We start from the raw sequence: 26,062 nt of genomic DNA on the forward strand, positions 1-26,062 counted from the left end.
GCCAGGCCGTACAACACACCCAAATCGAACTTTCCCACCCCTGCAGCCTCCGTTTCTTGAGTAACCCTGCCCCGCTCACCCCGGCCCAAGGAGTACTCCAGTGCTGCGTTTCCTCTCCACCCTGCTGCTCGGCTGCCTGTTGAGCACTCACCTGCTGGCTGCCGACCCCGCCCCCAGCGAGGACCAACCCGCCGAACCCGAGCCGGTCTTGCAAGGCGGCCTGCTGGGCGCCCTGGCCGATGGCCTGGACAGCGCTGCCCGGCAGATGGACCTCGACGCCCACCTGGTTGACGCCTGGCGCCTGCGCACCGACCGCGCCGCCCAGGAAGTGGAGCGCCTGGTCGACCGCCATTCGGCCAGTGACTCACTGCACCTGGCGAGCAACTTCCTGCTCCTGACCCTCACCTGGGGGGCCGCGTTCGGCCTGCTTGGCGGTGGTGGGCGCTGGGTCGCCAAACGGGTGTCGCGCCGCCCTTGGCTGCGCGAGCACAAACGCGTCAGTGGCCTGCTGGGGTACCTGTTGCCCTACACCTTGCCAGCCCTGGCCAGCCTGCCCGTGACGCTCTATGTGAGCCGCTTCCTCGACCCCTCCGTGGCACGCGCGCTTGGCCTGAGCCTGGCCTATGCGACCAGCAGCGGGCTGTTCTCGACGTCGATCATCCTCTGCCTGATCACCCTGTTCGACGCTGGCCATAAACGCCCTGCCGTGGCGGTGATCAAGCGCCTGGCACCACGGCCGCTGTTCCTCATCGGCTTCCTTGCCGCCTGGAGCGACGCCCTGACCAGCCCGCAGATCGCCCGCCAGCTTGGCGGCAACATCACCGCCAGCGTCGCGGTGGTCACCGGCCTGACTGCCACCTTCATCTTCGCCAGCCTGGTGATCCGCCTGCGGCGCCCGGTCGCCCACTTGATCCGCAACCGCGCGTACAAGGACCGGGTACAACACCGCGCCGTGCAGGAAACCCTGCGCATTTTCTCGACACTGTGGTACCTGCCAATCCTGCTGATGATCCTGGTCTCGGCAGTCAACCTGGTAGGTGCCGGTGCCGAAAGCCAGAAAGCCCTGCAGAACGCGCTGCTGACCACCGTGCTATTGGTCTCGACGCTGTTCCTCAGCACCTTGCTGCAACACTTGCTGGCCCCCCGCGAAAGCGACCCGGCGCAGCGGGTGCGGCCCTACAAGGAACTGCTGCGCAGCCTCGCCCACGCCCTGCTGCGCATTGCCATGGCAGTGGCCTTCATCGAGCTGCTGGGGCGCATCTGGGGGTTCTCGGTGATCGACTTCGCCCTCAGCAACCGCCTGGGCCAGGCGATCAGCAACTCGCTGTCGAGCATCGGCCTGATCCTGTTGGTCACCTGGCTGCTGTGGGTGGTGCTCGATACGGCGATCCAGGAAGCGCTCAAGCCAGCTGCCGGGCGCCGCAATGCGCGCCAGCCAAGCACGCGGGTGCGGACCATTCTGCCGATGCTGCGCAACGCCATCAAAGTGATCCTGATCGTGATCTGCACCATCACCACCATGGCCAACCTGGGCATCAACGTAGCGCCGCTGCTGGCCGGTGCCGGGGTGATCGGCCTGGCCATCGGCTTCGGCTCGCAGCAACTGGTCCAGGATGTGATTACCGGGTTGTTCATCCTGATCGAAGACACCATTTCCATCGGCGACTGGGTAGTGCTGGACTCCGGCCATGCCGGAACCGTAGAAAGCCTGACCATCCGCACCCTGCGCCTGCGCGATGGCAAGGGCTTCGTGCATTCGGTGCCGTTTGGCCAGATCAAGGCGGTTACCAACCAGTCACGGCAGTTCGCCTATGCGTTCTTTTCGGTGCAGTTCACCTATGACAGTGATGTGGACGCGTCACTGGCGCTGATTCATGAGGTAGGCCAGTCGATCAGCGAAGACCCCCTGCTGCGCATCAACTTGCAGGGGCCGCTGCAGGTCTTCGGTGTGGACCGCATGGACTTGAACGGGTTTGTCCTGACGGCGCAGTTCCGCACCATTTCCGGTGGGCAGTATGCGGTGAGCCGGGCGTTCAACGAACGGCTGAAGAAGCGGGTGGACCAGACTGAGAATGTGAGTTTTGCCCAGGTGTATCCGCTGCCGGTGCAGGCTCTGGGGGCTTGACGTTGCCACTACCGGCCTCTTCGCGGGCTTGCCCGCTCCCACAGGATCACCACACATCCTAATGCTGTGGAGTACCTGTGGGAGCGGGCAAGCCCGCGAATGGGCCGCCACAAGCAACATCACACCTGGCGGAATACCAAAGCCTTGAGCCCGCCCGCCGGGTCCACATCCGGAAACTCCGGCGGGTTTTCCAGCCGCTCGACAAACCCCAGCGAGGGCGCCTGCTCGGCCATCCCCTCGATCAAAAACTCCGGCCCGAGCCCCGGGTCGTTCACGCACGCCAGCACCGTCCCACCCGCGCTCAACAACTCCGGCAAACGCCGCAGGATCTTCGCGTAATCCTGGGTCAGCACGAAGCTGCCGCGCTGGAAAGTCGGCGGGTCGATGATGATCAGGTCATAAGGGCCGTACTTGCGTACCTTGCCCCAGGACTTGAACAGCTCATGCCCCAGGTAGGCTACCCGCGAGGCGTCGTGACCATTGAGGCGGTGGTTGTCCCGGCCGCGCGCCAGGGCCGACTTGGCCATGTCCAGGTTCACCACCTGCTCGGCCCCACCGGCCACCGCTGCCACCGAGAAGCCGCAGGTGTAGGCGAACAGGTTCAGTACCCGCTTGCCCGCCGCCTGCTCACGCACCCAGCGGCGGCCATAGCGCATATCGAGGAACAGACCGTTGTTCTGCCGCACGCCCAGGTCCAGCAGGTAGGTCAGGCCGTCCTCGACCACTTCGCGTTGCTGGCAGGGTTCGCCCAGCAACCACTGGCCCGGGCTGTCAGGCAGGTAGCGGTGCTGGATGATGATGGCCTGGCCGGTCCACAGTGGGCGCTCGGCCAGGTTGCGCAACATCGTCTCCAGCTCGGCCAGCTGGCCTTCGGGCGGTTCGCGGAACAGGGCGACCGACAGCACCCCCTGCAGCCAATCGACCGTGATCTGCTCCAGGCCTACCCAGCAGCGGCCGCGGCCGTGGAACAGGCGGCGGGTTTCCTGCGGGGCAGGGTCGAGGGCGGCGAGCAGGTGTTGCTCGAGGGTGGCGATTGGGGATGTCATGACAGGTCGCAGGCTGGCAAAAGCGGCATTCTACCCGCTGAGGCCGCTTCGCAGGCAAACCAGCTACCGCATAAATTTCAAGCCCTGTGCAGTACCTGGGGGAGCTGGCTTGCCTGCGATGGGGCGCGAAGCGACCTCAATGGCCCTTGATAACCAACGGCTTGGGTCTGAACCACCACCCCTGCTGCATCCCTGCCGCCGCCAGCAGGATCAACGCCACCCCCAGCCATTGCAGCGGCGTCAAGCGGTGGTCGAAGGCCACCCAGTCGACCAGGATCGCTGCAATGGGGTAGATGAATGACAACGCCCCGGTCAACGCCGTGGGCAAGCGCTGGATGGCGCTGTACAGCAACACATACATCAGGCCGGTGTGCACAACCCCCAATGTCAGCAAACTGGCCAGCGCCGGCATTTCACCCGGCAGCCCGCCCAGCTTGGCCCAGGGTGCCAGCAACACCACGCCGGTGCTCACCTGGACCAACGCGATCAGATGCGGCGGCGTACCGCTGAGCCGCTTGATGATCAATGCCGCGATTGCGTACAGCAGCGCCGCACCCAGCGCCAGGGCAATGCCCAGCAGGTAGTCCTCGCCCCCCCCCTGCGCGGCGCCATGGGCACTGACGATGGCCAGCATGCCGAGGAACGCCACGCTCAGCCAGCTCAGCTTGGCCAAGGTGATTTTTTCACCCAGAAACAACGCCGCCAAGCCCACCAGCATGAACGGCTGCACGTTGTACACCGCGGTACCGATGGCAATCGACGCCCGCGAATACGAGGCAAACAACAGCAACCAGTTGCCGACGATGGCCACGCCGCTGGCCATCGCCAGCAGCAGTGCCGGGCGGCTGATCACGCCGGGGCGCAGAAAGCCGAACGCGGCACAGATGACCAGCAAGGTCACGGCACCGAACACGCAGCGCCAGAACACCACCTCCAGTACCGGCAGGCCGGACGCCAGCACGAACCCGCCGATGGTCCCGGAAATCAGCATGGCCGCTACCATTTCCAGCGACCCCCGGCGCAATGAATTGTCCATCCCACACCTCCTCTCGTCGATGGCACCAGTATGCAGGGGGCCCCGTGCAACCTTCCAGCCGATTAGCAAGGCAAAGCCATAGTTTTGCCTTTACTATCAAGGCAAATTCCGCGACCTACCCTTTGAGGTGCACATGACCGACGCCATCGACCAACTGTTGATCAACGCGCTGATGGAGGACTCACGCCGCTCGCTCAAGGCCCTGGCGCAGGTAAGTGGGCTGTCTGCCCCCAGCGTCGGCGAGCGTTTGCGCCGGCTGGAGGAACGTGGCGTGTTGCGCGGGTACACGGTCAATGTCGACCCACGAGCCTTCGGCTACCAGTTGCAAGCCATCGTGCGTATCCGCCCACTGCCCGGGCAATTGCAGGAAGTCGAGCGGCAGATCATTGCCATCCCCGAATTCACCGAGTGCGACAAGGTCACCGGCGAGGACTGCTTCATCGCCAGGCTGCATGTGCGCTCGATGGAGCAACTGGACACCCTGCTAGACCGCATCAATGTGTTGGCCGAGACCAACACCGCAATCATCAAGAAGAGCCCGGTCAAACGGCGGTTGCCGCCGATGGGGCCAGTACAACCCTGACTGAGGGGCCGGCCAGCAGGGAAAGGGAACGACTGACTATTTTTTGTACACAAGAATGTCACCTTAAGTGCCATTTTTGTGTGCAGTTCTCCAAGCGGCGCCCCAATAAGTTACACCCCCACAACAACTAATTTTGACCAATTGATCAAGTTATCCTGCAAACCAAAAAATAAACTTGTTCAAATGGTCAATTTATAACGCCTGTATTTCAGCTAGTTATCCCACACCTGACTCAATCCTAAAAAATCCACCACCAAGAACTGGATTCTATCTGGCACAGAAATGGCTTTTGTGTGCTTATGTTTTGTATACAACTTAAGCAAAACATAAATACACAATAACTTGCGGCGCCGACCCATTACCGGCCGCCGCACCTACAACCCTGTGATGCCAACGCTGCATCGACGAGATGGCGAGCCCGTGCGCATGCCCGCTCATCGCAGTCCATGTGCATCAGGAGCCCGCCGGAATGAGTAGCAGCCTCGATCTTGCCCCTGAACAATCCGTCGTCAGCACCCACCCCAATTCCACCCTTGCCGGCCAGCACCCCGAACTGGCCTTGAGCCCACGCCTGCATAACCGCGACCTTGCCCCCACGCGAAGCGAAGGCCGGCGTTGGGGTGGCTATAGCATCTTCGCGTTGTGGACCAACGATGTGCACAACATTGCCAACTATTCATTCGCCATGGGCTTGTTCGCCCTCGGCCTCGGTGGCTGGCAAATTCTGTTGTCGTTGGCCATTGGCGCCGCGCTGGTGTACTTCTTCATGAACTTGTCCGGTTACATGGGGCAAAAAACCGGGGTGCCGTTCCCGGTCATCAGCCGCATCGCCTTCGGTATCCATGGTGCACAGCTTCCGGCGCTGATCCGGGCGATCATCGCCATCGCCTGGTTCGGCATTCAGACTTACCTGGCCTCGGTCGTGCTGCGGGTACTGCTTACCGCCGTATGGCCGCACATGGCCGCCTACGATCACGACAGCATTCTTGGCCTGTCGAGCCTGGGCTGGGTGTGTTTCGTGGCGATCTGGCTGGTGCAGCTGGTGATTCTTGCCTACGGCATGGAAATGGTACGCCGCTACGAAGGCTTCGCTGGCCCGGTGATTTTGCTGACCGTGGCAGCGCTGGCGGTGTTCATGTACGCCCAGGCTGACGCGCGTATCGCCTGGTCGGTGGCCGAGCCCCTGACCGGCTACGAGATGTGGCGCAACATCTTCGCCGGCGGCGCCCTGTGGCTGGCGATCTACGGCACCCTGGTACTGAACTTCTGCGACTTCGCCCGCTCCTCGCCATGCCGCAAGACCATCCGCGTCGGCAATTTCTGGGGGCTGCCGGTGAACATCCTGGTGTTCGCGGTGATCACCGTGGTGCTTTGCGGTGCGCAATTCCAGATCAACGGGCAGGTCATCGACAGCCCCACGCAAATCGTCGCGGCCATTCCCAGCACTCCCTTCCTGGTACTGGGCTGCCTGGCATTCCTGATCGTCACCGTGGCGGTCAATATCATGGCCAACTTCGTCGCCCCGGCCTTCGTGCTCAGCAACCTGGCGCCGCGCCACCTGAACTTCCGCCGTGCCGGGCTGATCAGCGCCACCGTGGCGGTGCTGATCCTGCCGTGGAACCTGTACAACAGCCCGCTGGTGATCGTGTACTTCCTGTCGGGGCTGGGCGCCCTGCTCGGCCCGCTGTACGGGGTGATCATGTCCGACTACTGGCTGCTGCGCAAAGGCTGCATCAACGTGCCGCAGCTGTACAGCGAAGACCCGGCCGGCGCCTACCACTACAGCAAAGGCATCAACCTGCGCGCCGTGGCCGCGTTCGTGCCGGCCGCACTGCTGGCCATCGTGCTGGCCCTGGTGCCCAACTTCCACAGTGTGGCGCCGTTTTCCTGGCTGATAGGAGCCGGCATCGCCGCCGCCCTCTACCTGCTGATCGCGCCGCGCAACCGCCAGTACCACGATGTCAGCGGCGAGTGCATCGCCGTCGACCACAGCAGCCATTAATCAGGGAAGACTGCCCATGCGTATTCTGATCGCCAACGTCAACACCACCGCAGCCATCACCGAGGCCATCGCCGAACAGGCCCGTACGGTAGCCGCGCCCGGCACCGAAATCGTCGGCCTCACCCCCTGGTTCGGCGCCGAATCGGTGGAAGGCAATTTCGAAAGCTACCTGGCAGCCATTGCGGTGATGGACCGGGTACTGGCCTACGAGGGCCCCTACGACGCCGTGATCCAGGCCGGTTATGGCGAACACGGCCGCGAAGGCCTGCAGGAGCTGCTGAATGTGCCGGTGGTAGACATCACCGATGCCGCTGCCAGCACGGCAATGTACCTGGGCCATGCTTATTCGGTGGTAACGACCCTGGACCGGACCGTACCGCTGATCGAAGACCGCCTGAAGCTTTCTGGCCTGTATGACCGCTGCGCCTCGGTGCGGGCCAGCGGGCTGGCGGTACTGGAGCTGGAAGCCGACCCACAGCGTGCTGTGCAGGCGATTGTGGAGCAGGCCGAACGCGCCGTACGCGAAGACAAGGCCGAGGTGATTTGCCTGGGTTGCGGCGGCATGGCCGGGCTGGACGAGCAGATCCGCCAGCGTACCGGGGTGCCGGTGGTGGATGGGGTGAGTGCGGCGGTGACCATTGCCGAGTCGCTGGTGCGCATGGGGTTGAGTACCTCCAAGGTGCGCACCTATGCCACGCCGCGGGTGAAGAAGGTGGTGGGTTGGCCGATGCGGTTCGGCCGCTAGTCCTTTAGTTGCCAGTACCGGCCTCTTCGCGGGCACGCCCGCTCCCACAGGGCCCCCACAGCCTTCAGGCTTGTGGTTATCTTGTGGGAGCGGGCGTGCCCGCGAAGAGGCCGGCACAGGCCAACACATCACCCGGGCCAACCGCTGCACTGCCACAGCCAAGGACTAAAACCCTCATGTCGGGCAGCAGCGTGGCCAGGTCCAGCGCACGGTTGAGGCCCTGGCAGTTCAACTGGCCCAAGCCCTCGCCCGGTTTCTCGGCATGGCGCAGGAACACCAGCGTCCACGGCCGCTCAATCATCCCGCGTCAGCACTTCCAGCAACTCGATCTCGAAGGTCAGGGCCGAATTCGGCGGAATCGCCCCCACACTGCGCTCGCCATAGCCCAGGTGCGCCGGTACCAGCAGCTTGCGTTTGCCGCCCACGCGCATGCCCATCAGGCCCAGGTCCCAGCCCTTGATCACCCGGCCGGTGCCGATCACGCACTGGAACGGCTTGCCGCGCGACCAGGACGAATCGAACTCACTGCCATCGGCCAGCCAGCCGGTGTACTGGGTAGTGATCAGGGCGCCTTTGACGGCGGCTTTGCCGTCCCCCTCGACCAGTTCGATGATCTGCAGTTCTTGGCTCACGGGCATACTCCAACGCTTGAAAACAAAGCCGCCCTTTTCTCAGGAATGCACCGGTTTGGCAAGCGCGCGTGGTGTTTCGTGCTGGCGCTTCGACCACAGCACACCGCCCAAATGTTTGCCGAGTGGCTGCTGGCGCAGGCCTGAATCAGCTGTTCTGCTCGAAGACTTCCTCGCCGGTCAGTTCCTTGGTATGGTTGGCGAAGCAGTACCAGGCGGGTTTCTCTTCGACGAAAATCTGCATGTTGAAATCCCAGTCCTGGTCGCCCTCGAGCAGGCCGACCGGTATGGCATGGAAGTCGTTGGCCTTGAGCCGGTAGTACAAGTGCGTGCCGCACTGGCCACAAAAAGCACGCTGTGCCCAGTCCGACGAGTCATAAACGCTGGGTGTACGCCCCTCGATCAACGGGGGCTTGCTGCAATCAACCACCAGCAGCGGGCCACCGGTCCACTTGCGGCACATGCTGCAATGGCAGGCGCTGATGTGGGTATTGTCGACGGTGACGGTAAGCCGGGTGGCGCCGCACAGGCAGGTGCCGTGTTTTTCCAGGGCCATGGCTGGCTCCTTGAACAGGGGTTGGGCCATGTGGGAGCGGCCTTGTGTCGCGATCGGGCTGCAAAGCAGCCCCCGGATTGACGCATCAACGCGAAAATCGAGGGGCCGCGTTGCGGCCCGATCGCGACACAAGGCCGCTCCTACAGGCAGACGGTGTCAGCCTGTTAAATATAGACAGTTCCGCGCAGGTACAACGCCGCCCGCCCGCTGATGATCACCCGGCCATTACCCGGTACTTCACACAGCAACTGCCCTTTGCGCGCCCCGCCCTGCTCGCACGCCAGCACCTGCTTGCCCAGCCGCTCGGCCCACACTGGCGCGAGCGAGGTATGCGCCGAACCCGTCACCGGGTCTTCGTTCACACCCACGTTGGGGCCGAACCAGCGGGTGACAAAATCAAAACCACGCCCTGCTGCAGTCACGGCAATGCCGCGCACATCGAAGGCCGACAGTGCAACGAAGTCTGGCTTCAGGGTATCGAGCAGCAATGCGTCATCGATCACCACCACATAGTCGTCACTGCGGTACAGCGCCTGCGCCTGGCTCAGGCCCAGCGCTTGCAGCAGGCCCTGCGGCATGTCTTCGGCGAGTGGCTGCTTGGCCGGGAAGTCCATGGCCAACAGGCCGTCCGCACCGCGGCTGACGCGCAGTTCGCCACTGCGGGTATTGAAACGCAGCACCTGCGCCTGCTCGCCCAGTTGTTCGAACAGCACGTAGGCCGAGGCCAAGGTGGCGTGGCCGCACAGGTCGACTTCCACGGCCGGGGTGAACCAGCGCAGGTCGTAGGTTTCGCCATTGCGCACGAAATAGGCGGTTTCCGACAGGTTGTTCTCTTCGGCAATGCGTTGCAGTACATCGTCCGGCAGCCAGCTTTGCAGGGGAATCACCGCTGCCGGGTTGCCGCCGAACGGCTCAGCGGAAAAGGCATCGACCTGGAAGATCTCGAGTTGCATGCACACGCTCCTTGTTGCCTGGGCGCTGCCAGGCAGATGTCTGAATAGGGTTACGGGCGTACCGGCGTCAATACCGGCTCACCGGCAAAGAATGTCTGCAGCTTGCGCAGCACCAGGGCCTGGGTGTGTTTGGCGTGGCGCCCAATGGCATCAGCCCGCTGTTGGGGTGATGGGGCACGGATCAGTCGGTAACCGGCCTGCTCCAGCAAAGGCAGGTAATCATCGACGGTTTCCGCCAGTACCAGGACTGTCTTGTGCATGCCACCTCCGTACGCGAAGAGGCATTATGCGGACTCACACTACAGTACAGTCAATCGCTATTTGCGGGTTGAACTGTACTGTACGGGTACCCCGGCGGAGCGTGGGTCTTGGAAAAGCGCTACTGCGCGAATGCACGCCCCAACCCACCTGGCACCCCGCTGCTGTCGGTTTCCTGCCAAGGGCCATTCGGGCTCAGCGACCAGCTCCAACCATTGTCGAAGCGGTAGTAGGTGCGCTGCCGGTAGAACGTGTTGGGTTGTTTATCCAGCACATAGACGCCCAGTTTCGGATCCCAGTGGCTGGCACCACCCGGCGGTGGCGCGAAGCTGGCCGAGGTGCGCGGCATCGGCTTGGGAATGGCCGCCGGCTTGCCTGGCTGGGTAGAAGGCTGGCCGCCGGGCAATGGCTTGACCACCGGCCCCTGGGGCGGCACCCGCTCTATCGGCGGCTCGGGGTGCTCGTAGGGCTGCTGCGTCGTACACGCAGACAAACCCAGGGCCAGGGTAATCAGGGTCAGGCGGACGGCGCTGTGCATGGCATTGCTCTCTTACGGATCGGGGCTGTCGATGGTCAGGTGTTGGGTAGCCTTAGTCGCGCTGGACAGGGGTGCACCTTGGCCGATCCACTCACCTTGGGTCGGCTGGCCAGCACGCGACACACGTGCCATCAGTTGGACTTCGGCAAAGTCGGACAGTTTCATCTGCGGCATCATCGCGTCCGCATCAGACAGCTCCACCTCGATCGGCAACTGCGCCACTGTCACCCGCTTGGCCGCCAACGGCATCGGTGGGCCATTGCTGGCGCGGGCGAAGATGAACACCGTGTCGTCCGGCTTGACCTTGTCCCGCAACGCCGCCGCCAGTTCCACCCGCACCTTCAGGCGCGCAGCGACCGGCGCGGGTTCGTTCGCCCGCGCCGGCGAGCTGCCCAGGCGCTCGGCAGCGCGGTCGATGCCGCCTTGCAATGCCGCACGCGATGCATCGCCCTCGGGCAACTGCGCCAGCAAACGCTGCCAGTAATCGATGGCTTGCTGGTAACGCTCGCCTTCGAAAGCGGCGATACCGCGCAGCCCCAGGCTGGTAACTTCGTTGGGGTCGGCCTTCAAGGCTTCGTCGGTGAGGGCCTGCAGCTGCGGGCTCCACTGTTTGTCAGCAGCAAAATACAGGGCTTGCGCCCACTGCCCCAGCAGCTCTGGCTGACGCCCGGCCAGGGCCACGGCACGTTCAAAGGTACGCGCAGCATCTGCCGGGCGCTGCTCGGCCATGTAGGCACGGCCGAGGAAGTACACGGCTTCGGCCGAGTCTGGCTGGGCTTGTACCACACGCTCCAGGCGCGTGGTCATTTCCTCCATCGACTTCGGCGCCTGGGCAAACTCCTGGGTCAGGGCCACCTTGTCGGCTGCGCCGAAATGCAGGTACAACCCCAACGCCAGCACCGGCACCAACACCGCGGCCAGCAGGGGGAGTGCCTTGCCCAGGTGGCCTTGGCGCGGGGCGTCAGCGCCCTCGGTGTCGGCCAGCAGCTCACGGGCGGCTTCGTCGCGGCCCTGGGCCAACTGCGCTGCGTCCAGTACCCCGGCAGCCTGCTGCGCAGCCAGTTCGGCGACCCGCTCCTGATACAAGGCCACGTTCAGGGCGGTACGGTCTTCTTCCTGTTGGCGACGACGGCCACGCAGGACCGGAATCAGCAGGAAGCTGAGGGCAGCGAGCAACAACAGGCCCGCGCTAAGCCAGAATTCAATCATGGGTCGGTTCTTTTTCCAGCAGTTTGGCGAGACGCTCGCGTTCTTCAGCAGACAATGCATCGGTGCCTGGCGTGGCACTGCCACGGCGCCGGCGCACGATCAGCGCCAACACCACGAACCCGCCCACCAGCAGCAGCCCTGGGCCGAACCACAGCAGCCAGGTGCGACCACTGAGCGCCGGCTTGTAGCGCACGAAATCGCCATAGCGGTCGACCATGAAGTCCACGATCTGCTGGTTGCTCTTGCCCTCGCCCAGCATGCGGAAGATCTCCCGGCGCAGGTCGGCAGCGATGGGGGCGTTGGAGTCGGCAATGTCCTGGTTCTGGCACTTGGGGCAGCGCAGTTCCTTGGTCAACGCCTGGTAACGCTGGCGCTCTGCCTCGTCGCGGAACTGGTAGGTATCGATGGCCGCCTTGGCTACACTGGCCAGGCTCATGCCTAGCAGCACCGCTGCCAGCCAACGCCTCATGGTGTGGCCTCGTCGACCAGGCCCTGATACAGCGGCGCCAGCTGCTCACGCCACACCGTGGCATCGACGATGCCCACATGCTTGTAGCGGATGATGCCCTTGGCATCGATCAGGAATGTTTCCGGCGCGCCGTACACCCCCAGGTCCAGGCCCAGGCTGCCCTGCTCGTCACGGATGTCCAGCTGGTAGGGGTTGTGGAAATCGGCCAGCCATTTGCGCGCTGCGGCGTTGTCGTCCTTGTAGTTGACCCCGTGAATCACCACGCCCTGCTGCGCCAGCTGGTTCAGGTACGGGTGCTCCACCTTGCACGACGGGCACCAGGTGGCCCACACGTTGACCAGTGCCGGGCGGCCGTGCAGGTCAGCCTCGGTCAGGGTACGGTCGCCCTGGGTCGAGGCCAGGGAAAACGCCGGGAACGCTTTGCCGATCATTGCCGAGGGCAGCTCGTCTGGCTTGAGGAACAGGCCCTTGTAGAGAAACACCGCCACCAGCAGGAACACTGCCAGGGGCACTACCATGATCCAACGCTTCATGCAGCTGCTCCAGACACGCCCAGGGCTTCACGCACCCGGGTCTTGACCTTGACGCGGTAGCGCCGGTCGAGGGCCGCCAGCAACCCGCCCAGGCCAGTCAACAGACCGCCCAGCCAGATCCAGCGGACATAAGGCTTGATATGCACGCGCACCGCCCAGGCGCCGTTCTCCAGCGGCTCGCCGAGGGCCACGTACAGGTCGCGGGTGAAGCCGGCATCGATGCCGGCTTCGGTCATCATCGACTGCTGCACGGTGTACAGGCGTTTTTCCGGGTGCAGGGTGGTCACAGCCCGGCCATCGCGGCTGACCACGATCGTGCCTTTGTCGGAGATGAAGTTGGGCCCTTCGAAGTGCTTGGCACCTTCGAACAGGAAGTGGTAGCCACCCAACTCGACGCTCTCGCCCGGCGCCATGCGCAGGTCGCGTTCGGCGCTGTTGTTGCTCGACAACACCACGCCCAGCGCGCACACCGCCAGGCCCAGGTGCGCCAGCTGCATGCCCCAGTAACTGCGGCCCAGCCCCGGCAGGCCCTTGACCAGCCCCTTGTGGCGCGTCTTGTCGAGGATGTCACGCAGCCCGCCGAGCACCACCCAGGCAGCCAGGGCGAAGGCAGTCAGCGTCGGCCAGTCGAAGTCATCGACGATCAGGCCGGCCAGCGGTGCAAGGATGGCGCTGCCCACCAGCACCGGGCTCATCATGCTCACCAGCCATTTGCCCGGGGTGTCCTTCCAGCGCACCACCACGCCAATGCTCAACACCACCATCAGCAGCGCCATCAACGGCAGGAACAACGCATTGAAATACGGTGGGCCCACCGACAACTTGGCCCCGGTAAGGGCATCGAGCACCAGGGGGTAAAGGGTGCCGAGCAGGATCATGGATGCCGCCACCACCAGCACCAGGTTATTGGCCAGCAGCAGTGTTTCCCGCGACCACAGGGCAAAGCCCACCTGGCTTTTGACCACCGGCGCGCGCAGGGCGAACAAGGTCAGCGACCCCCCGACCACGAACAGCAGGAAGATCAGGATGAAAATGCCCCGCGACGGGTCTGCGGCAAACGCGTGCACCGAGGTCAGCACGCCGGAACGCACCAGGAAGGTGCCCAGCAGGCTCAGCGAGAACGCGGCAATCGCCAGGAGCACGGTCCAGCTCTTGAACACCCCGCGCTTTTCGGTCACCGCCAGCGAGTGGATCAGCGCAGTGCCCACCAGCCAGGGCATGAACGAGGCGTTTTCCACCGGGTCCCAGAACCACCAGCCACCCCAGCCCAGTTCATAGTAGGCCCACCATGAGCCCAGGGTAATGCCCACCCCCAGAAACGCCCAGGCGACGATGGTCCATGGCCGCGACCAGCGCGCCCAGGCGGCATCCAGGCGGCCACCGAGCAAGGCGGCGATGGCGAAGGCAAAGGCCACCGAGAAGCCCACGTAGCCCATGTACAGCATGGGCGGGTGCACGATCAGGCCGAAGTCCTGCAGCAGCGGGTTGAGGTCGCGGCCGTCGGTCGGCACCTGCGGCAGCATGCGCTGGAACGGGTTGGAGGTGATGATCAGAAAGCTCAGGAAACCTACGCTGATCATGCCCATCACTGCCAGCACGCGGGCCAGCATCACCTGCGGCAACTGCCGCGAGAACACCGACACGGCAAAGGTCCAGCCACCGAGAATCAGCGCCCACAACAGCAAAGAGCCTTCGTGGGCGCCCCACACGGCGCTGAACTTGTAGTACCACGGCAAGGCGCTGTTGGAGTTGCTGGCCACGTAGGCCACCGAAAAGTTGTCGGTCATGAAGGCGTGGGTCAGGCAGGCGAAGGCGAACGCCAGGAACGCGAACTGCCCCCAGGCCGCAGGCCGTGCCAGGCTCATCCACAGGCTGTCGCCGCGCCAGGCGCCAAGCAGCGGCACGCTGGCCTGCACAGCTGCAAAGCAGATGGCCAGGATCATCGCCAGCTGGCCCAGTTCAGGTATCACCAGTGCGGCGTTCATGGCTTGCTCCCCCCGCCAGCGGCTGCCTGGCCGCTTTCCTTGAGGGCCTTGGTAACCTCGGGCGGCATATATTTCTCGTCATGCTTGGCCAGGACTTCATCGGCTACCACCACGCCCTGGTCATTGAGCTTGCCCAGGGCGACGATGCCCTGCCCTTCGCGGAACAGGTCGGGCAGAATGCCGCGGTAGGTGATTGGCACCGATTTGTTGAAGTCGGTGACCACGAAGCGTACGTCCAGCGAGTCGGACGAGCGTTGCACAGAGCCTTTCTCGACCATGCCGCCCGCGCGGATACGGGTGTCCAGCGGCGCTTCGCCATTGGCAATTTGAGTGGGGGTATAGAACAGGTTGATGTTCTGCTGCAGTGCGCTCAAGGCAAAGCCGACGGCAACCCCGACGCCGACCAACAGGCCGGCGATGAGCAACAGGCGTTTCTTGCGCTGCGGATTCACTGGTTGTTCTCCCGGCGCAAACGGCGCGCCTCTTCTTGCAGGTAGCGACGGCGAGCCAGCAGCGGCGCGGCGACATTCAGCGCCAGCACCACCAGGCAGATGCCATAGGCGGACCACACGTACAGGCCGTGGTGGCCCATGGCAAGGAATTCGCCGAAGGTGGCAAAGCTCATGGTGCGGCCCTCCGCCCAAGGCTGTTCAAGACTTCGTCCTTGACCCAACTGGCGCGCGCCTCGCGCTTTAACACTTCCAGGCGCATGCGCAGCAGCAGCACAGCGCCGAAGAAGCAGTAGAAACCCAGCGCCGTGCACAGCAGCGGCAGCCACATTTCTGCCGGCATCGCCGGTTTTTCGGTGAGGGTGAAGGTGGCGCCCTGGTGCAGCGTGTTCCACCACTCCACCGAGTACTTGATGATCGGGATGTTCACCACGCCGACGATCGCCAGCACCGCACAGGCTTTGGCTGCGCTGTCACGATTACTGATCGCCTGGCCCAGCGCAATAATGCCGAAGTACAGGAACAGCAGGATAAGCATGGACGTAAGTCGGGCATCCCACACCCACCAACTGCCCCAGGTCGGCTTGCCCCAGATGGCACCGGTGACCAGCGCCACCGCGGTCATCCAGGCGCCGATCGGGGCGGCACATTGCAGGGCGACATCGGCCAGCTTCATCTTCCACACCAGCCCCACCACCCCGGCCACGGCCAGCAGCACATAGCAGGACTGCGCCAGCATCGCCGCCGGCACGTGGATATAGATGATGCGGAAGCTGTTGCCTTGCTGGTAGTCCTGGGGGGCGAAGGCCAGGCCCCAGGTGATGCCGACCAGCAGCAGAAGCACGGCGGCAGAGGCCAGCCATGGGAGCATGCGGCCGCTGATGGCATAGAACCATTTCGGGGAGCCCAGCTTGTGGAACCACGTCCAGCTTATTTTCATCAGGGTACATCCAGGGTATTTGCCGGGCTTGAGAGCCCGGGACTCGTTATTCGCCGACGCTGATCTTCAGCCCGGCCGCTATCGCAAAGGGTGCCAGGGTCACGGCCAGGGCGGTGAGGCTGGCGAGCCAGAGCAAATGGCCGGTTGCCGGCATATTCTGCAACGCCGCTTGCAACGCACCACTGCCCAGGATCAATACAGGGATATACAACGGCAAAATCAGCAACGCCAGTAACAAACCACCGCGCTTGAGGCCAACGGTCAGCGCCGCGCCTACCGCACCCAGCAAGCTCAGCACTGGCGTACCCAGCAGCAGTGAAGCAAGCAGCACCGGCAGGCAATGGCCGGGCAAGCCGAGCATCAAGGCCAGCAGCGGCGCCAACAATACCAGCGCCAGCCCGGAAAAGATCCAGTGCGCCAGCACCTTGGCCAGCACCAGCAGCGCCAGCGGGTGCGGCGACAGCACCCACTGCTCCAGCGAGCCGTCCTCGAAATCACTGCGGAACAGGCCGTCCAGCGACAGCAGCACCGCCAGCAACGCGGCCACCCACACCAGGCCCGGCGACAAGGTTTGCAACAATTGGCTCTCGGGGCCAACCGCCAGCGGGAACAGGGCAACGACGATGGCGAAGAACACCAGCGGGTTGGCCAATTCGGCCGGGCGCCGGAACAACAGGCGCGCTTCACGGCGCAGCAACAGGATGAATACGCTCATGCCGCCCATTGCCCCAGGTTCAGTTCACGGTAACCGCCTGGCTTGCGCGTCAGCGTATGGTGGGTGGTCAGCACGACGGTGCCGCCTTGCTCGCAGTGCGCCGCCAGGTGTGCTTCCAGTTGCGCCACGCCTTGCTTGTCGAGGGCGGTGAACGGCTCATCGAGAATCCACAGCGGCGGCCCGGCCAGGTGCAAGCGGGCCAGGGCCACGCGGCGCTGCTGGCCGGCCGACAGGGTGTGGCAAGGCACGTCTTCGAACCCGCGCAGGCCCACCGCCGCCAGCGCCGCCCAGATAGCGTCGCGGCTGGCCGGTTGATACAGGGCGCACAGCCAGGTGAGGTTTTCCTCGGCGGTCAGCAGGTCCTTGATGCCGGCGGCATGGCCAATCCATAGCAGGAGGCTGGCCATGGCATGACGCTGCTCAACCAACGGCTTGCCCCCCAGCAGAATCTGCCCGGCGGTTGGCTGCATCAGCCCGGCCAACAGGCGCAGCAGGCTGGTCTTGCCACTGCCGTTGGGCCCACTGATCTGCAGCATGTCGCCCGCGCCCAGTTCGAAATCGAGTTGCTCGAACAGCAGGCGCCAGTCGCGCTCGCAGGCCAGGCCTGCGGCTTGGAGGTGGAAGGTCACGGTTTCGCCTTATGTGTAGAGGGCCTCAGGTCGGTGTTGCCTGGTTTGCAGGCGAGCCAACCTGAAGCCCGTGTCTCAAGTCGCCCGGTGCGCTGCCGTTATACTGGCAACCACGGGCGGTCGGCATTATTGCACGCGCCGCTGCGCTGCCAAGAGGCCGGGTCCGACAGGTTGTATACAATCATGACTGAAATCAATAGTCTCGGCGCACAAACTGCGCTTGGCAACCAAGCCACCAAGGCGGCCATGACCGGCGAGGTCCTGCGCCTGGTCCAGCCCCAGCCTGGTTTGCTGGCGCCCGGCGAAACCGCGCAAGCCCAAGTGCTGGCGTTGCGCCAGAGCGGCCAGGAGTTCCAGCTGCTCCTGCGGCTGGTCCAGGCCAACGGCGCACAGACCCAACTGCAGGCCAGCGCCGGCCAACCCCTGGCCCCAGGTAGCCAGGTTACCGTCAGCCAGACCGAAGGCAATCGCCTGGCCATTTTATTGCAGCAGGCCACAGCCAGCCAGGTCGCCACCCTGACCCGCCTGGATACCCGCGAGGTACCTGTCGGCACGCTCCTGCAAGGCAAGGTCCTGACCAACCAGGCATTGGCCCAGGCGCCTGGGCAGGCGCCGGTCTATCGGGCACTGATCAGTTTGCTCAACAGCGCCCAGGCCGGCGCCACCCTGAGCGTCGACAGCCCGCGCCCGCTGGCGGTTGGCAGCCTGCTCAGCGCGCTGGTGCAAGGTGATCAGTCACTGCGCTTCGTACCACTGAGCGGCAGGCAGGACCAACTGAGCATCGCTCAGCAGCTAATGACCCAACAGAACCGCCAGGCCTCGCTGTCCGGCCTGCTCGACGCGCTGCAGCAGCTCACCCGCAGCGCCGATGCCCCTGGCGACCTGCGCGCCAGCGCCGAACGCCTGCTGGCCGGCCTGCCGGACGTACGGCAACTGGCGGACGCCAAAGGCGTGGCACAAGCCCTGGGCAACAGCGGCGCCTTCCTTGAAGCAAAATTGCTGGGGGGCTACCCAGCCGCTGTCGCCACCGACCTCAAGGCCCACCTGCTGCGGCTGGTGGCGCAGGCACCGAACCTGCCGCCCGGCACGCCAAGCCTGGCTCCGGACAGCCTGGCCGTGACCATGCCCGCCGTGGCACGCGGAGCCCTGGGCCTGCTCGAACGGGTCAGCCCCAAGCCACAGCCCGGGGCATTCCCGCTGCCGTCGCGGTTGCTGAATGCGCTGGAAGACGAAGGCGACCTGCAACAGCTGCTGCGCCTGGCCGCTGCGGCCATTTCCCGCCTGCAGAGCCACGCCATGAGCAGCCTGCAACAAAGCGGCACACTGGAAAACGGCAACCTGCAGACCACGTGGCAAACCGAAGTGCCGATTCGCCACGGCCAGGAGTTCATTCCCTTGCAGGTCAAACTGCAGCGCGAAGAAACGCCGCGCCAGCAGGCCGATCGTGAAAAGGAAGCAGCAGACTCGCTGCGAGCCCTTTGGCGTATCGACCTGGCTTTCGACCTGCCCCCGCTGGGCCCCATGCAGGTCCAGGCCCAGTTGAATCAAGGGCAGCTGTCGGGCCAGCTGTGGGCCGAGCGCGAGCCGACGGCGCGCCTGATCGACAGCCAGCTGGGCAGCCTGCGCGAACGCTTGCTTGCCCGCGGCCTGGAGGTCGGCGACCTGGAATGCCGCGCGGGCATCCCACCGCAAGGGCCCCGTACCCGAGTAGAACAACGCTGGGTGGACGAAAACGCATGAACGACCAACAACCCCGCCAGGCCATTGCCTTGAGCTACGATGGCCAGCAGGCGCCGAGCCTGACGGCCAAAGGTGACGACAGCGTAGCCGAGGCCATACTGGCCCTGGCCCGCGAGCACGAGGTTCCGATCTATGAAAACGCCGAACTCGTACGCTTGCTGGCGCGCCTGGAACTGGGCGAGCAGATCCCTGAGGCGCTGTACCTGACCATCGCCGAAATCATCGCCTTTGCCTGGCAACTGCGTGGCAAGGTGCCCGTGGGCTTCGACGACGAACCGCCGGGCGAGCGCGACATTACCCCTGCGCCTTCGCCGATGAACGTGCTGCCAGGGGATGACAGCATTAATTAGCACTTGACCGGTGTGCCCGCTGGCTACCCTGCAACGCCCGATAGCCACGGACACCCAACGATGAACTTCCCACAACCCATGAAGCAGCGCCTGTTGCACAGCGCGCTGGCCCAGATGCCGCGCCCGGACACATTGGCCGACAAGCTTTTGCGCGATTGGCTAGCGCAACGCGGTGTGCTCCTGTCCCCCGCGGATATCGACGTCGTCACGTTCCACTACCAGGACGCAGAGCGCGAAGAAGGCCAGCCCTGGCTCCCCCCTCAGGCCAAGGTGATTCAACGCGTCAGCCTGACCGACGCCCTGCTGGCCAACTGGCAAGGGGAACCCTGTACAGGCAGTGGCGGATTCCACTTTGGCGATTGGGCGGGTATGGCGCCGCTGCACGCGGTGACATTTGTCGACCGTATGCGGCCACCCCCCCTGCTTTCCAATGCGATGTCCTACCTGATCTTCAACGGCCTGTATCGGCGTACCCCGGAAAAGGAGGTCAGCCCGGCGACACTGCTGCCCATCCGCGCCGAAGTCTTCCAGGACTATGTATGGGGTTTGCACCTGCACGAACGGCTGAAGGCGCAACTGGACAGCTATTGGCAGCAGAGCCGGACAGACTACGCACGCGCACTGGAAATTGCCTTCATCACCGCCTGCAACAACCAAGTCAGTGAGGGTAGCCTGAGTGTCCCTGCCTGGCGCCTGGCCTGGCAGGCCGCCGGCCTGTTGCCCCTGGACACGCGGGCGATAACCACCCGCCTGCTGAATGTGTACGGTTATCACAGTACATCGATCATCTACATAAAGGCCGACGACAGCAGCACCGTCGTCCTTTATTTGCCGGGCAACGCGTCGCCCCTGCACGAGTTCCCGGACCTGTCTGCGCTCAAGCACTGGTTTGCCGAGCAATGCAAAGACCCAACCCGCCGCGAGTGGCTGCAGCAATGCTTCTCGCCCGCGGACTGGGCGGACGGGCTGGAATTCAGCGGCCTCGTCACGGCCTTGAAAGGGCTGGGCTGCTATCCCGCGGCGCATCGCCTGCCCGACGATCAACCTGGCTTTGCCACCAGTGGCATATGGGACCCTGAAGAGACGATCGAATTCGGATCGCCCACCCACAGCTTGCCTATCGACGGTAACCTGTTCGACCACTTGGCCGATCGCCAGAAACAGCGCAGCTACGATGACCTGGATTACCGCGTCATCACCAACCGCCAGGTCAACAAGACGCACTGGGGCAGCTACCTGAACGTTGCCCAGTGCCTGCTGGCGCCTTTATGCGTGGTGGTACCCGAGCTTCTGCCGGTGATGGTGCTGGGCGGCGTGGCACAATTCAGCCTGGGCATGGACCAGGTGATCAACGGCCACTCGCTGGACGAAAAGGCCGAGGGGGTCGAAAACCAGGTCTTCGGCCTGTTCAATGCCTTGCCCTTGCCCATCGGCATTGCCCGCGCCAGCCAGGCGTTCCACTACCGTTTGCCAGGTTTGCTACGGCCGACCCAGTTGGCGGATGTGCTGGGCGAAGCGGCCAATGTAAGCGTGCCAACGGATGCGTTGCAGCTGGTACCGGCACAAGCGGCGTTCCGTGACACGGTGCGGATTACCACAGGCTCGCAAAGTGTAGTGGTGACCCGCGTGGGGGATAATCTGGGCCACTACTTCGAGGGTACATTCCAGGCGCCCCAGGGCATCAAGACGCAACCCGTGGTGTATGACCTGCACACCGACAGTTTCATCAAGCTCTCTGAATACAGGCAACCCACACCTGAGCGCTGGGTAATCGACAGCGGCGGATCAGCAGCTCTGGTGCGGATTGCCGACGCCCAGCGGGTCGTCACCGACGCACAGCGCATGGGCACCCTACGGCAGCTAGGTATCCAGCTGGATCTACCCATGGACTACACGCACTTCGACACCCTGGAGCGCACGCCAATTCCGCGCATCGTTTCCAGTCTATGGGTGGGTGACAAGGCCATTTCCCCGGTTTTCCTGGAGGCGCTGGTGCACAATGCCGAAGCCCTGGAAGACACTGGGTACCAGTACCAACTGTTCCTTTCGCGGCAGAGCCCGAGGGCCTATAGCGCCAACCTCACGCTGCTCAGGAGCAGGACACTCCACATGAGCGTCCTGCCGCTCGAGGATCAACCGTTCTACCAGGCGTTCGCCAGTTCGCCCTATTTCGCCCAGTACCAGGCGGCGCTGGGGATCACCAACCCAGGCATCACCAATTTCAGCTCGGCCAGCGACATCCTGCGCTACCGCATGCTCAAGCAGATCGGTGGGTTCTATCTGGATGCCGACGACCGGCTGCTCAACGCCGCTTCGGGGCCAGGCAACCCACCGCTGGCCAGCCAGACCTTGCGCACGACCGCCGATGGCTTGCTTTTGTACCCCCCGGTTTGCAATGACCAACTGGGTTTCTACATTCAGTACAACAGCAGCATGATCGGCAGCCACCCGGGCAATCCCACCCTGGACGCCATTTCCGAGGCGATCCTGCAACGCTTCCAGCAAGACCCGACGTTCTACACCGAACGGCCCGACCGGGTCTTCAACCCTGTGGCTTTCAACGCTTATGCCCGCCGCCTCAGCCGCTTGAGCGGGCCGGGGGTACTCAATGACGTGATCGACGCGCGCCTGCCCTGGCTACGGCAGTTGCGCGAAATGTGCAGGCTGCTGGTTTCCCCCATCTACGACATTCACGGCGCCCTGGACACCAGCCAGTTGACCCGACTGATCCGTGAGCATGTGCCGCTCGACCGTTTCTTCGAGGCCGGCCGGGCACATAGCTGGGAACAGAACTGAAGGGAGATAGCGGGCGGATGTAGTTATCTACCACTGGCGTGCAGCGTGATCCAGCAACCTTGCAGCACCCACTCACGCAAGGTAACCACGATGCGCACTACCGGGATCAACGCCACTGGCGTGCACTATGTCCGCGATCATCTGAACCATGTCCCTCGGCCCGATCGGCAGGCCAGTCAGGCCGTCAGGCAATGGTTCGCCGAGCAGGGCCACGACCTCGACCCCGACCGGGTCGATGTGGTGACCCTGCACTACCGTTCCGACCACAAAGGCGGCAGCCTGGCAGAGGTCAGGCAATGCGTCAGCCTGACCCAGGCCGTGCTCAGCAACTGGCAGGGCGAAAGCAATAACGACCTGTTCGGCGCCTTGTTCCGTGCGCCCTGGGCTGGCACCTTGCCAGAAAGCCCGGTGCGGATCGTCAACGCCCTGCCCGCCCGGGGTTTCAACCACTATGGCGCCGAGTTTTCGGTGTTCAACGGGCTGTTCCACCGCACCGAACCAGCGCGCTACGACGCCACCACCCATGTGCCGATAGCCGCCGAAAGCTTCCAGCAGTTCATCGAGAACCTGGACTTCCAGGCACCCTTCAAGAATACCCTGCACACCTACTGGCGCGACCATATGGGCGCCCACCGCCTGGCGTGCAAGCTCAATTTCATTGCCGCCTGCAACAAGCAGGTCAGCGAAGGCAGCCTCAGCGAAGCGGCACGTAAACTGCTGTGGCAAGCGGCCGATTTGATGCCGCGGGTCGACAAGCTGCGCATGAGCACCCTGAGCATCTATGGCTACGCCGCCACCGACCTGCTGTACCTGTGCAACCCAGGCACGGACCTGACAGTGCTCTACATACCTGGCAACAGTTCACCCTTGCTGGAGTTCGCCAGTGAAAACGCGCTGAAAGACTGGATTGGCGAGCAATGCAAAGACCCGCTCAAGCGTGAAGCCCTGAAACAGCATTTCCGCCTGGCCGACAGGCCGCAGGGCGTGGATTTCAGCGGGTTGGATACCGCACTCGATGGACTGGCCGAATATCCCCGGCGCCACGCCTTGCCACCGGAGCACGGCATGTTCAACAACGACGGTATCTGGCCGCCGCGCACCTATGTCAACTACCGGCCGAGCCGCTACAACCCGAGGATCACCGGCGACTTGTTCCAGGCGCTGGCCGAGCGCCAACGCCAACGCAGCTTCGATGACGCCGACTTCATCATCACCAGCGACAGCCAGGTCAGCAAAGCCAAGTGGCGGGGCTACCTGCTCACCACCCTCAACTTGCTGGCACCGCTGTGCCTGGTGGTGCCCGGCCTGGCACCGGTGTTGGCGCTCGGCGGCATTGCGCAGTTGGGCCTTGGCCTGGATGAGGCGATCAATGGCAAGACCCTGCAGGCACGGCAGGACGGTGTCGCCAACATCACCTGGGGGCTGTTCAATGCTGTGCCATTGCTGTTGACTGGGGCGGCCAAAGCCTCGGCACTGTTCGCGTTCAAAAGCGATGGCTTCGTGCCGCCGATTCGGCTCAACGACCAGATCGGTTACCCAATGAGCCCGGTGCGCCCCCCCGTATTGCTAGCCCCGGCGCCCGAAGGTGCGCCCTACTTCCATATCTGCGAACCGATCCCGCCGCTGCCGCAGGCCGACCCGCTCACCGCCGACGCCGTGATCCGCAGGCCGAGGTACAACGGCATGCCGGACACCCTGGAATCGGTGATCGACGACTACATCAAGGAGGTGGTGTATGACCTTGAACGGGATGCCTTCATTTTGGACGAGGACATCAACGACGTTGAGCCCGTTGGCTACGTGGCAAGCCCTGATGCTCGCGGCCTGGTACCCGAGCCCCGCGAGCGCGTAGTCACCGATGCGATGCGCACCGCCACCCTGCGCGCGCTGGGTATCGACCTGGTGCTGCCGGGTGAAATCCCACGCGCCCCCGCCAACAGCTTGCCCATCCCCAAGCGGATTTCCTGCCTCTGGGTAGGTGACAAGACCTTGCGCCCGGCCTTGCTGAGCAACCTTGCCCACAATGTCGCGGCGCTGGAAAACAGTGATTACAGCCTGCGCCTGTTCCTGTCCACGGCCAACCCTGGCGCTTACGAAGAAAACCTGCGTCTGCTGGCCGAACAGGCGCCGGGGCTGCAGGTGCTACCCCTGGAAGAGCAAGCGTTCTTCAGGGCATTCCAGCAGACCAAGTACTATGCCCAGTACGACGCGGCCCTGGACGGCAATGGTGGCGTGGCCACCAACTATGCGTCGGCAAGCGATGTGCTGCGCTACCCGCTGCTGCACCATGAAGGGGGGCTGTACATGGACGTCGACGACACGCTACGGGTGCCAGGCAAGGCCGGGCAACCCCAGCTGGGGGAACCACCGGCAACGCCCACCGAAGCGATTCAAGACGTAGCACTGTGCATCCCGGCAGATGGCTTGCTGCTAGCGCCGCCGATGGCCAACGAGAAACTGAGCATGAACTGCCTGTACAACACCAGCCAGATCGGTAGCCACCCTGGCAACCCGACCCTGGAGGCGATCAGCGAGGAAATGCACGCACGCTTCCGCCTGCATTTGGACTTCTATGACCACAGGCCCAGCCTGGCCGAAGACCCCTCGAACTTCTACCGTTATGCCAGCCGCCTGAGCTACCTGACCGGCCCGCGCCTGCTCAGCGACGTGATCGACCAGCAATTGCCCAACCTCGCAACCTTGCGCCAGATGGTCAACCTGTACAACATCCCGCGCATCAATACCGCCACCTTCATCAACACCAGCGCGCTGAGGGAGGCCGTGCACCAGCAATTGCCGCTCAACCGCATCGCCACGGTCGGCGGCAATCACTCCTGGGTCCAGACCTGAGCCTGGGCGCAGGCCTGACCGGGCCTTGAAGCGGCCCGCCAGGCTCAGTCACTACGGTGCAGCTTGCTCATCAGCTCTGCCTCGGCCTGGGTCAGGCCGCAGCTCTCGGTCAGCTCGGCGATGCTGGCGCCCATGCCGACCAGCTTGGCTGCCTGGGAAAACGTCACGTTATGAGGGTCGCGTTGCTCCAGTTGCTGGATCCGGTCCGGCAAGGGGGCAACCGCCACGTTCAACTCGTGCAGCGCGTCCCCCATGCGCACTGTGACGTTCTGGTAGTCATCCAGGCGTTTGGCGAGGTCCTTGATGCGCTGGTCGCGCAGGGCATCGCCCACGGCCTGCTGCGCGGCCACTTCGCGCTGGCGTTTGCTGTAGTTGAGGAAGAACCAGAGGCTCAAGACCCACAGCAACGCCAGAAAGATTACCGCAACCTCGAAGATCAACTCAGATGTTCTCCAGCTCGGACCACTCTTCCTCAGTCATCATCTTGTCCAGTTCGACCAGGATCAGCAGCTCGCCGTTCTTGTTGCACACGCCCTGGATGAACTTGGCCGACTCCTCGTTACCCACGTTCGGCGCGGTTTCGATTTCCGACTGGCGCAGGTAGACCACCTCGGCCACGCTGTCGACCAGGATACCGACCACTTGCTTGTCGGCCTCGATGATGACGATACGGGTGTTGTCGGTGACTTCGGTCGGCATCAGGCCAAAGCGCTGGCGGGTATCGATCACCGTTACCACGTTGCCTCGCAGGTTGATGATGCCCAGCACATAGCTGGGCGCACCCGGCACCGGCGCGATCTCGGTGTAGCGCAGCACTTCCTGCACCTGCATCACGTTGATGCCGTAGGACTCGTTGTCCAGCCGGAAGGTTACCCACTGCAGGATTGGATCTTCAGAACCTTGTGCAGACGACTTTTTCATTCCCC

At 63.8% G+C, this 26,062-nt stretch carries 25 protein-coding genes and 2 pseudogenes; 8 read left to right on the plus strand and 19 right to left on the minus strand.

What is annotated here, in order from left to right:
* Nucleotides 1-100 precede the first annotated feature (100 nt).
* Nucleotides 101-2,125: a mechanosensitive ion channel family protein gene (locus L1P09_RS17105; protein ID WP_054881308.1), complete on the plus strand. Its 2,025-nt coding sequence runs from the start codon at nt 101-103 to the stop codon at nt 2,123-2,125.
* Between the two features lie 119 nt (nt 2,126-2,244).
* On the opposite strand, the gene L1P09_RS17110 is transcribed toward L1P09_RS17105, so the two are convergent.
* The gene (locus L1P09_RS17110; RefSeq protein ID WP_054881307.1) at nt 2,245-3,171 is read right to left on the minus strand and encodes a class I SAM-dependent methyltransferase; all 927 of its coding nucleotides are present in this window, start codon (nt 3,169-3,171) and stop codon (nt 2,245-2,247) included.
* Between the two features lie 136 nt (nt 3,172-3,307).
* Entirely contained in the window at nt 3,308-4,207 is a 900-nt protein-coding gene (locus L1P09_RS17115; RefSeq protein WP_232892638.1) for a DMT family transporter, read from the minus strand.
* Nucleotides 4,208-4,340: 133 nt separating this feature from the next.
* Here L1P09_RS17115 and L1P09_RS17120 point away from each other — a divergent pair, with 133 nt between their 5' ends.
* The 3 genes from L1P09_RS17120 to L1P09_RS17130 all read left to right on the plus strand — a co-directional run bounded on the left by L1P09_RS17120 (nt 4,341) and on the right by L1P09_RS17130 (nt 7,537).
* Entirely contained in the window at nt 4,341-4,790 is a 450-nt protein-coding gene (locus L1P09_RS17120; protein ID WP_009681949.1) for an Lrp/AsnC family transcriptional regulator, read from the plus strand.
* Nucleotides 4,791-5,259: 469 nt separating this feature from the next.
* Nucleotides 5,260-6,792 carry an NCS1 family nucleobase:cation symporter-1 gene (locus L1P09_RS17125; protein WP_054881305.1) on the plus strand — a complete coding sequence of 511 codons (1,533 nt, stop codon included), beginning with the start codon at nt 5,260-5,262 and terminating at the stop codon, nt 6,790-6,792.
* A 16-nt stretch (nt 6,793-6,808) separates the two neighbouring features.
* Complete coding sequence (locus L1P09_RS17130) at nt 6,809-7,537, plus strand: aspartate/glutamate racemase family protein (RefSeq protein WP_110677377.1); 729 nt, start codon at nt 6,809-6,811, stop codon at nt 7,535-7,537.
* 178 nt (nt 7,538-7,715) lie between these two features.
* On the opposite strand, the pseudogene L1P09_RS17135 reads toward L1P09_RS17130, so the two are convergent.
* The 15 genes and pseudogenes from L1P09_RS17135 to ccmA all read right to left on the minus strand — a co-directional run.
* Nucleotides 7,716-7,820: pseudogene (locus L1P09_RS17135) on the minus strand (histidine phosphatase family protein); the annotation flags it as partial.
* Nucleotides 7,821-7,830: 10 nt separating this feature from the next.
* Entirely contained in the window at nt 7,831-8,169 is a 339-nt protein-coding gene (locus L1P09_RS17140; RefSeq protein WP_009681945.1) for an FKBP-type peptidyl-prolyl cis-trans isomerase, read from the minus strand.
* 145 nt (nt 8,170-8,314) lie between these two features.
* Nucleotides 8,315-8,722, minus strand: a complete 408-nt coding sequence (locus L1P09_RS17145) for a GFA family protein (RefSeq protein WP_235768970.1) — start codon at nt 8,720-8,722, stop codon at nt 8,315-8,317.
* Nucleotides 8,723-8,886: 164 nt separating this feature from the next.
* Nucleotides 8,887-9,675 carry a PhzF family phenazine biosynthesis protein gene (locus tag L1P09_RS17150; RefSeq protein ID WP_054881302.1) on the minus strand — a complete coding sequence of 263 codons (789 nt, stop codon included), beginning with the start codon at nt 9,673-9,675 and terminating at the stop codon, nt 8,887-8,889.
* A 104-nt stretch (nt 9,676-9,779) separates the two neighbouring features.
* Nucleotides 9,780-9,935 (minus strand): annotated as a pseudogene (locus tag L1P09_RS17155) (2-hydroxyacid dehydrogenase); the annotation flags it as partial.
* Between the two features lie 119 nt (nt 9,936-10,054).
* Nucleotides 10,055-10,471: a hypothetical protein gene (locus tag L1P09_RS17160; RefSeq protein WP_054881300.1), complete on the minus strand. Its 417-nt coding sequence runs from the start codon at nt 10,469-10,471 to the stop codon at nt 10,055-10,057.
* A 12-nt stretch (nt 10,472-10,483) separates the two neighbouring features.
* Entirely contained in the window at nt 10,484-11,680 is a 1,197-nt protein-coding gene (gene ccmI, locus L1P09_RS17165) for a c-type cytochrome biogenesis protein CcmI (protein WP_235767929.1), read from the minus strand.
* The gene (locus L1P09_RS17170; RefSeq protein WP_054881298.1) at nt 11,673-12,149 is read right to left on the minus strand and encodes a cytochrome c-type biogenesis protein; all 477 of its coding nucleotides are present in this window, start codon (nt 12,147-12,149) and stop codon (nt 11,673-11,675) included. The genes ccmI and L1P09_RS17170 overlap by 8 nt, the downstream gene beginning before the upstream one ends.
* Complete coding sequence (locus L1P09_RS17175; RefSeq protein ID WP_054881297.1) at nt 12,146-12,682, minus strand: DsbE family thiol:disulfide interchange protein; 537 nt, start codon at nt 12,680-12,682, stop codon at nt 12,146-12,148. Before L1P09_RS17175 ends, L1P09_RS17170 begins: the two co-directional genes overlap by 4 nt.
* On the minus strand, nt 12,679-14,652 hold the full coding sequence (locus tag L1P09_RS17180; protein ID WP_172828403.1) for a heme lyase CcmF/NrfE family subunit: 1,974 nt from the start codon (nt 14,650-14,652) through the stop codon (nt 12,679-12,681). Before L1P09_RS17180 ends, L1P09_RS17175 begins: the two co-directional genes overlap by 4 nt.
* A gap of 11 nt (nt 14,653-14,663) precedes the next feature.
* On the minus strand, nt 14,664-15,119 hold the full coding sequence (ccmE, locus tag L1P09_RS17185) for a cytochrome c maturation protein CcmE (protein WP_009681934.1): 456 nt from the start codon (nt 15,117-15,119) through the stop codon (nt 14,664-14,666).
* Complete coding sequence (gene ccmD / locus L1P09_RS17190; RefSeq protein ID WP_009681933.1) at nt 15,116-15,292, minus strand: heme exporter protein CcmD; 177 nt, start codon at nt 15,290-15,292, stop codon at nt 15,116-15,118. The genes ccmE and ccmD overlap by 4 nt, the downstream gene beginning before the upstream one ends.
* Nucleotides 15,289-16,056 (minus strand): heme ABC transporter permease, encoded by a 768-nt coding sequence (locus tag L1P09_RS17195; RefSeq protein WP_054881296.1) that lies wholly within the window; start codon nt 16,054-16,056, stop codon nt 15,289-15,291. Before L1P09_RS17195 ends, ccmD begins: the two co-directional genes overlap by 4 nt.
* A gap of 46 nt (nt 16,057-16,102) precedes the next feature.
* Nucleotides 16,103-16,780, minus strand: coding sequence for a heme exporter protein CcmB (gene ccmB, locus L1P09_RS17200; RefSeq protein WP_009681931.1), 678 nt, complete (start codon nt 16,778-16,780; stop codon nt 16,103-16,105).
* Nucleotides 16,768-17,400, minus strand: a complete 633-nt coding sequence (ccmA, locus tag L1P09_RS17205) for a cytochrome c biogenesis heme-transporting ATPase CcmA (protein WP_235767930.1) — start codon at nt 17,398-17,400, stop codon at nt 16,768-16,770. The genes ccmB and ccmA overlap by 13 nt, the downstream gene beginning before the upstream one ends.
* A 183-nt stretch (nt 17,401-17,583) precedes the next feature.
* Between ccmA and fliK the strand changes: the two genes are divergently transcribed.
* From fliK to L1P09_RS17225, 4 genes are all read left to right on the plus strand, one after another.
* Nucleotides 17,584-19,140, plus strand: coding sequence for a flagellar hook-length control protein FliK (gene fliK, locus L1P09_RS17210; protein WP_054881294.1), 1,557 nt, complete (start codon nt 17,584-17,586; stop codon nt 19,138-19,140).
* On the plus strand, nt 19,137-19,490 hold the full coding sequence (locus tag L1P09_RS17215) for an EscU/YscU/HrcU family type III secretion system export apparatus switch protein (protein WP_054881293.1): 354 nt from the start codon (nt 19,137-19,139) through the stop codon (nt 19,488-19,490). The genes fliK and L1P09_RS17215 overlap by 4 nt, the downstream gene beginning before the upstream one ends.
* Nucleotides 19,491-19,550: 60 nt before the next feature.
* Nucleotides 19,551-22,286: a dermonecrotic toxin domain-containing protein gene (locus L1P09_RS17220; RefSeq protein ID WP_054881292.1), complete on the plus strand. Its 2,736-nt coding sequence runs from the start codon at nt 19,551-19,553 to the stop codon at nt 22,284-22,286.
* A gap of 90 nt (nt 22,287-22,376) precedes the next feature.
* A complete protein-coding gene (locus tag L1P09_RS17225; RefSeq protein WP_235767931.1) occupies nt 22,377-25,136 on the plus strand; it encodes a dermonecrotic toxin domain-containing protein in 2,760 nt (919 codons plus the stop codon).
* A gap of 44 nt (nt 25,137-25,180) precedes the next feature.
* Here the strand turns inward: L1P09_RS17225 and L1P09_RS17230 are convergent, their stop codons facing one another.
* Both L1P09_RS17230 and L1P09_RS17235 read right to left on the minus strand, forming a co-directional pair.
* Complete coding sequence (locus L1P09_RS17230; RefSeq protein ID WP_054881290.1) at nt 25,181-25,576, minus strand: DUF2802 domain-containing protein; 396 nt, start codon at nt 25,574-25,576, stop codon at nt 25,181-25,183.
* 1 nt (nt 25,577) lies between these two features.
* Nucleotides 25,578-26,057 carry a chemotaxis protein CheW gene (locus tag L1P09_RS17235; protein ID WP_003254393.1) on the minus strand — a complete coding sequence of 160 codons (480 nt, stop codon included), beginning with the start codon at nt 26,055-26,057 and terminating at the stop codon, nt 25,578-25,580.
* Nucleotides 26,058-26,062: the final 5 nt, after the last annotated feature.

This window comes from Pseudomonas juntendi (assembly GCF_021560075.1).
Lineage (GTDB): Bacteria > Pseudomonadota > Gammaproteobacteria > Pseudomonadales > Pseudomonadaceae > Aquipseudomonas > Aquipseudomonas juntendi.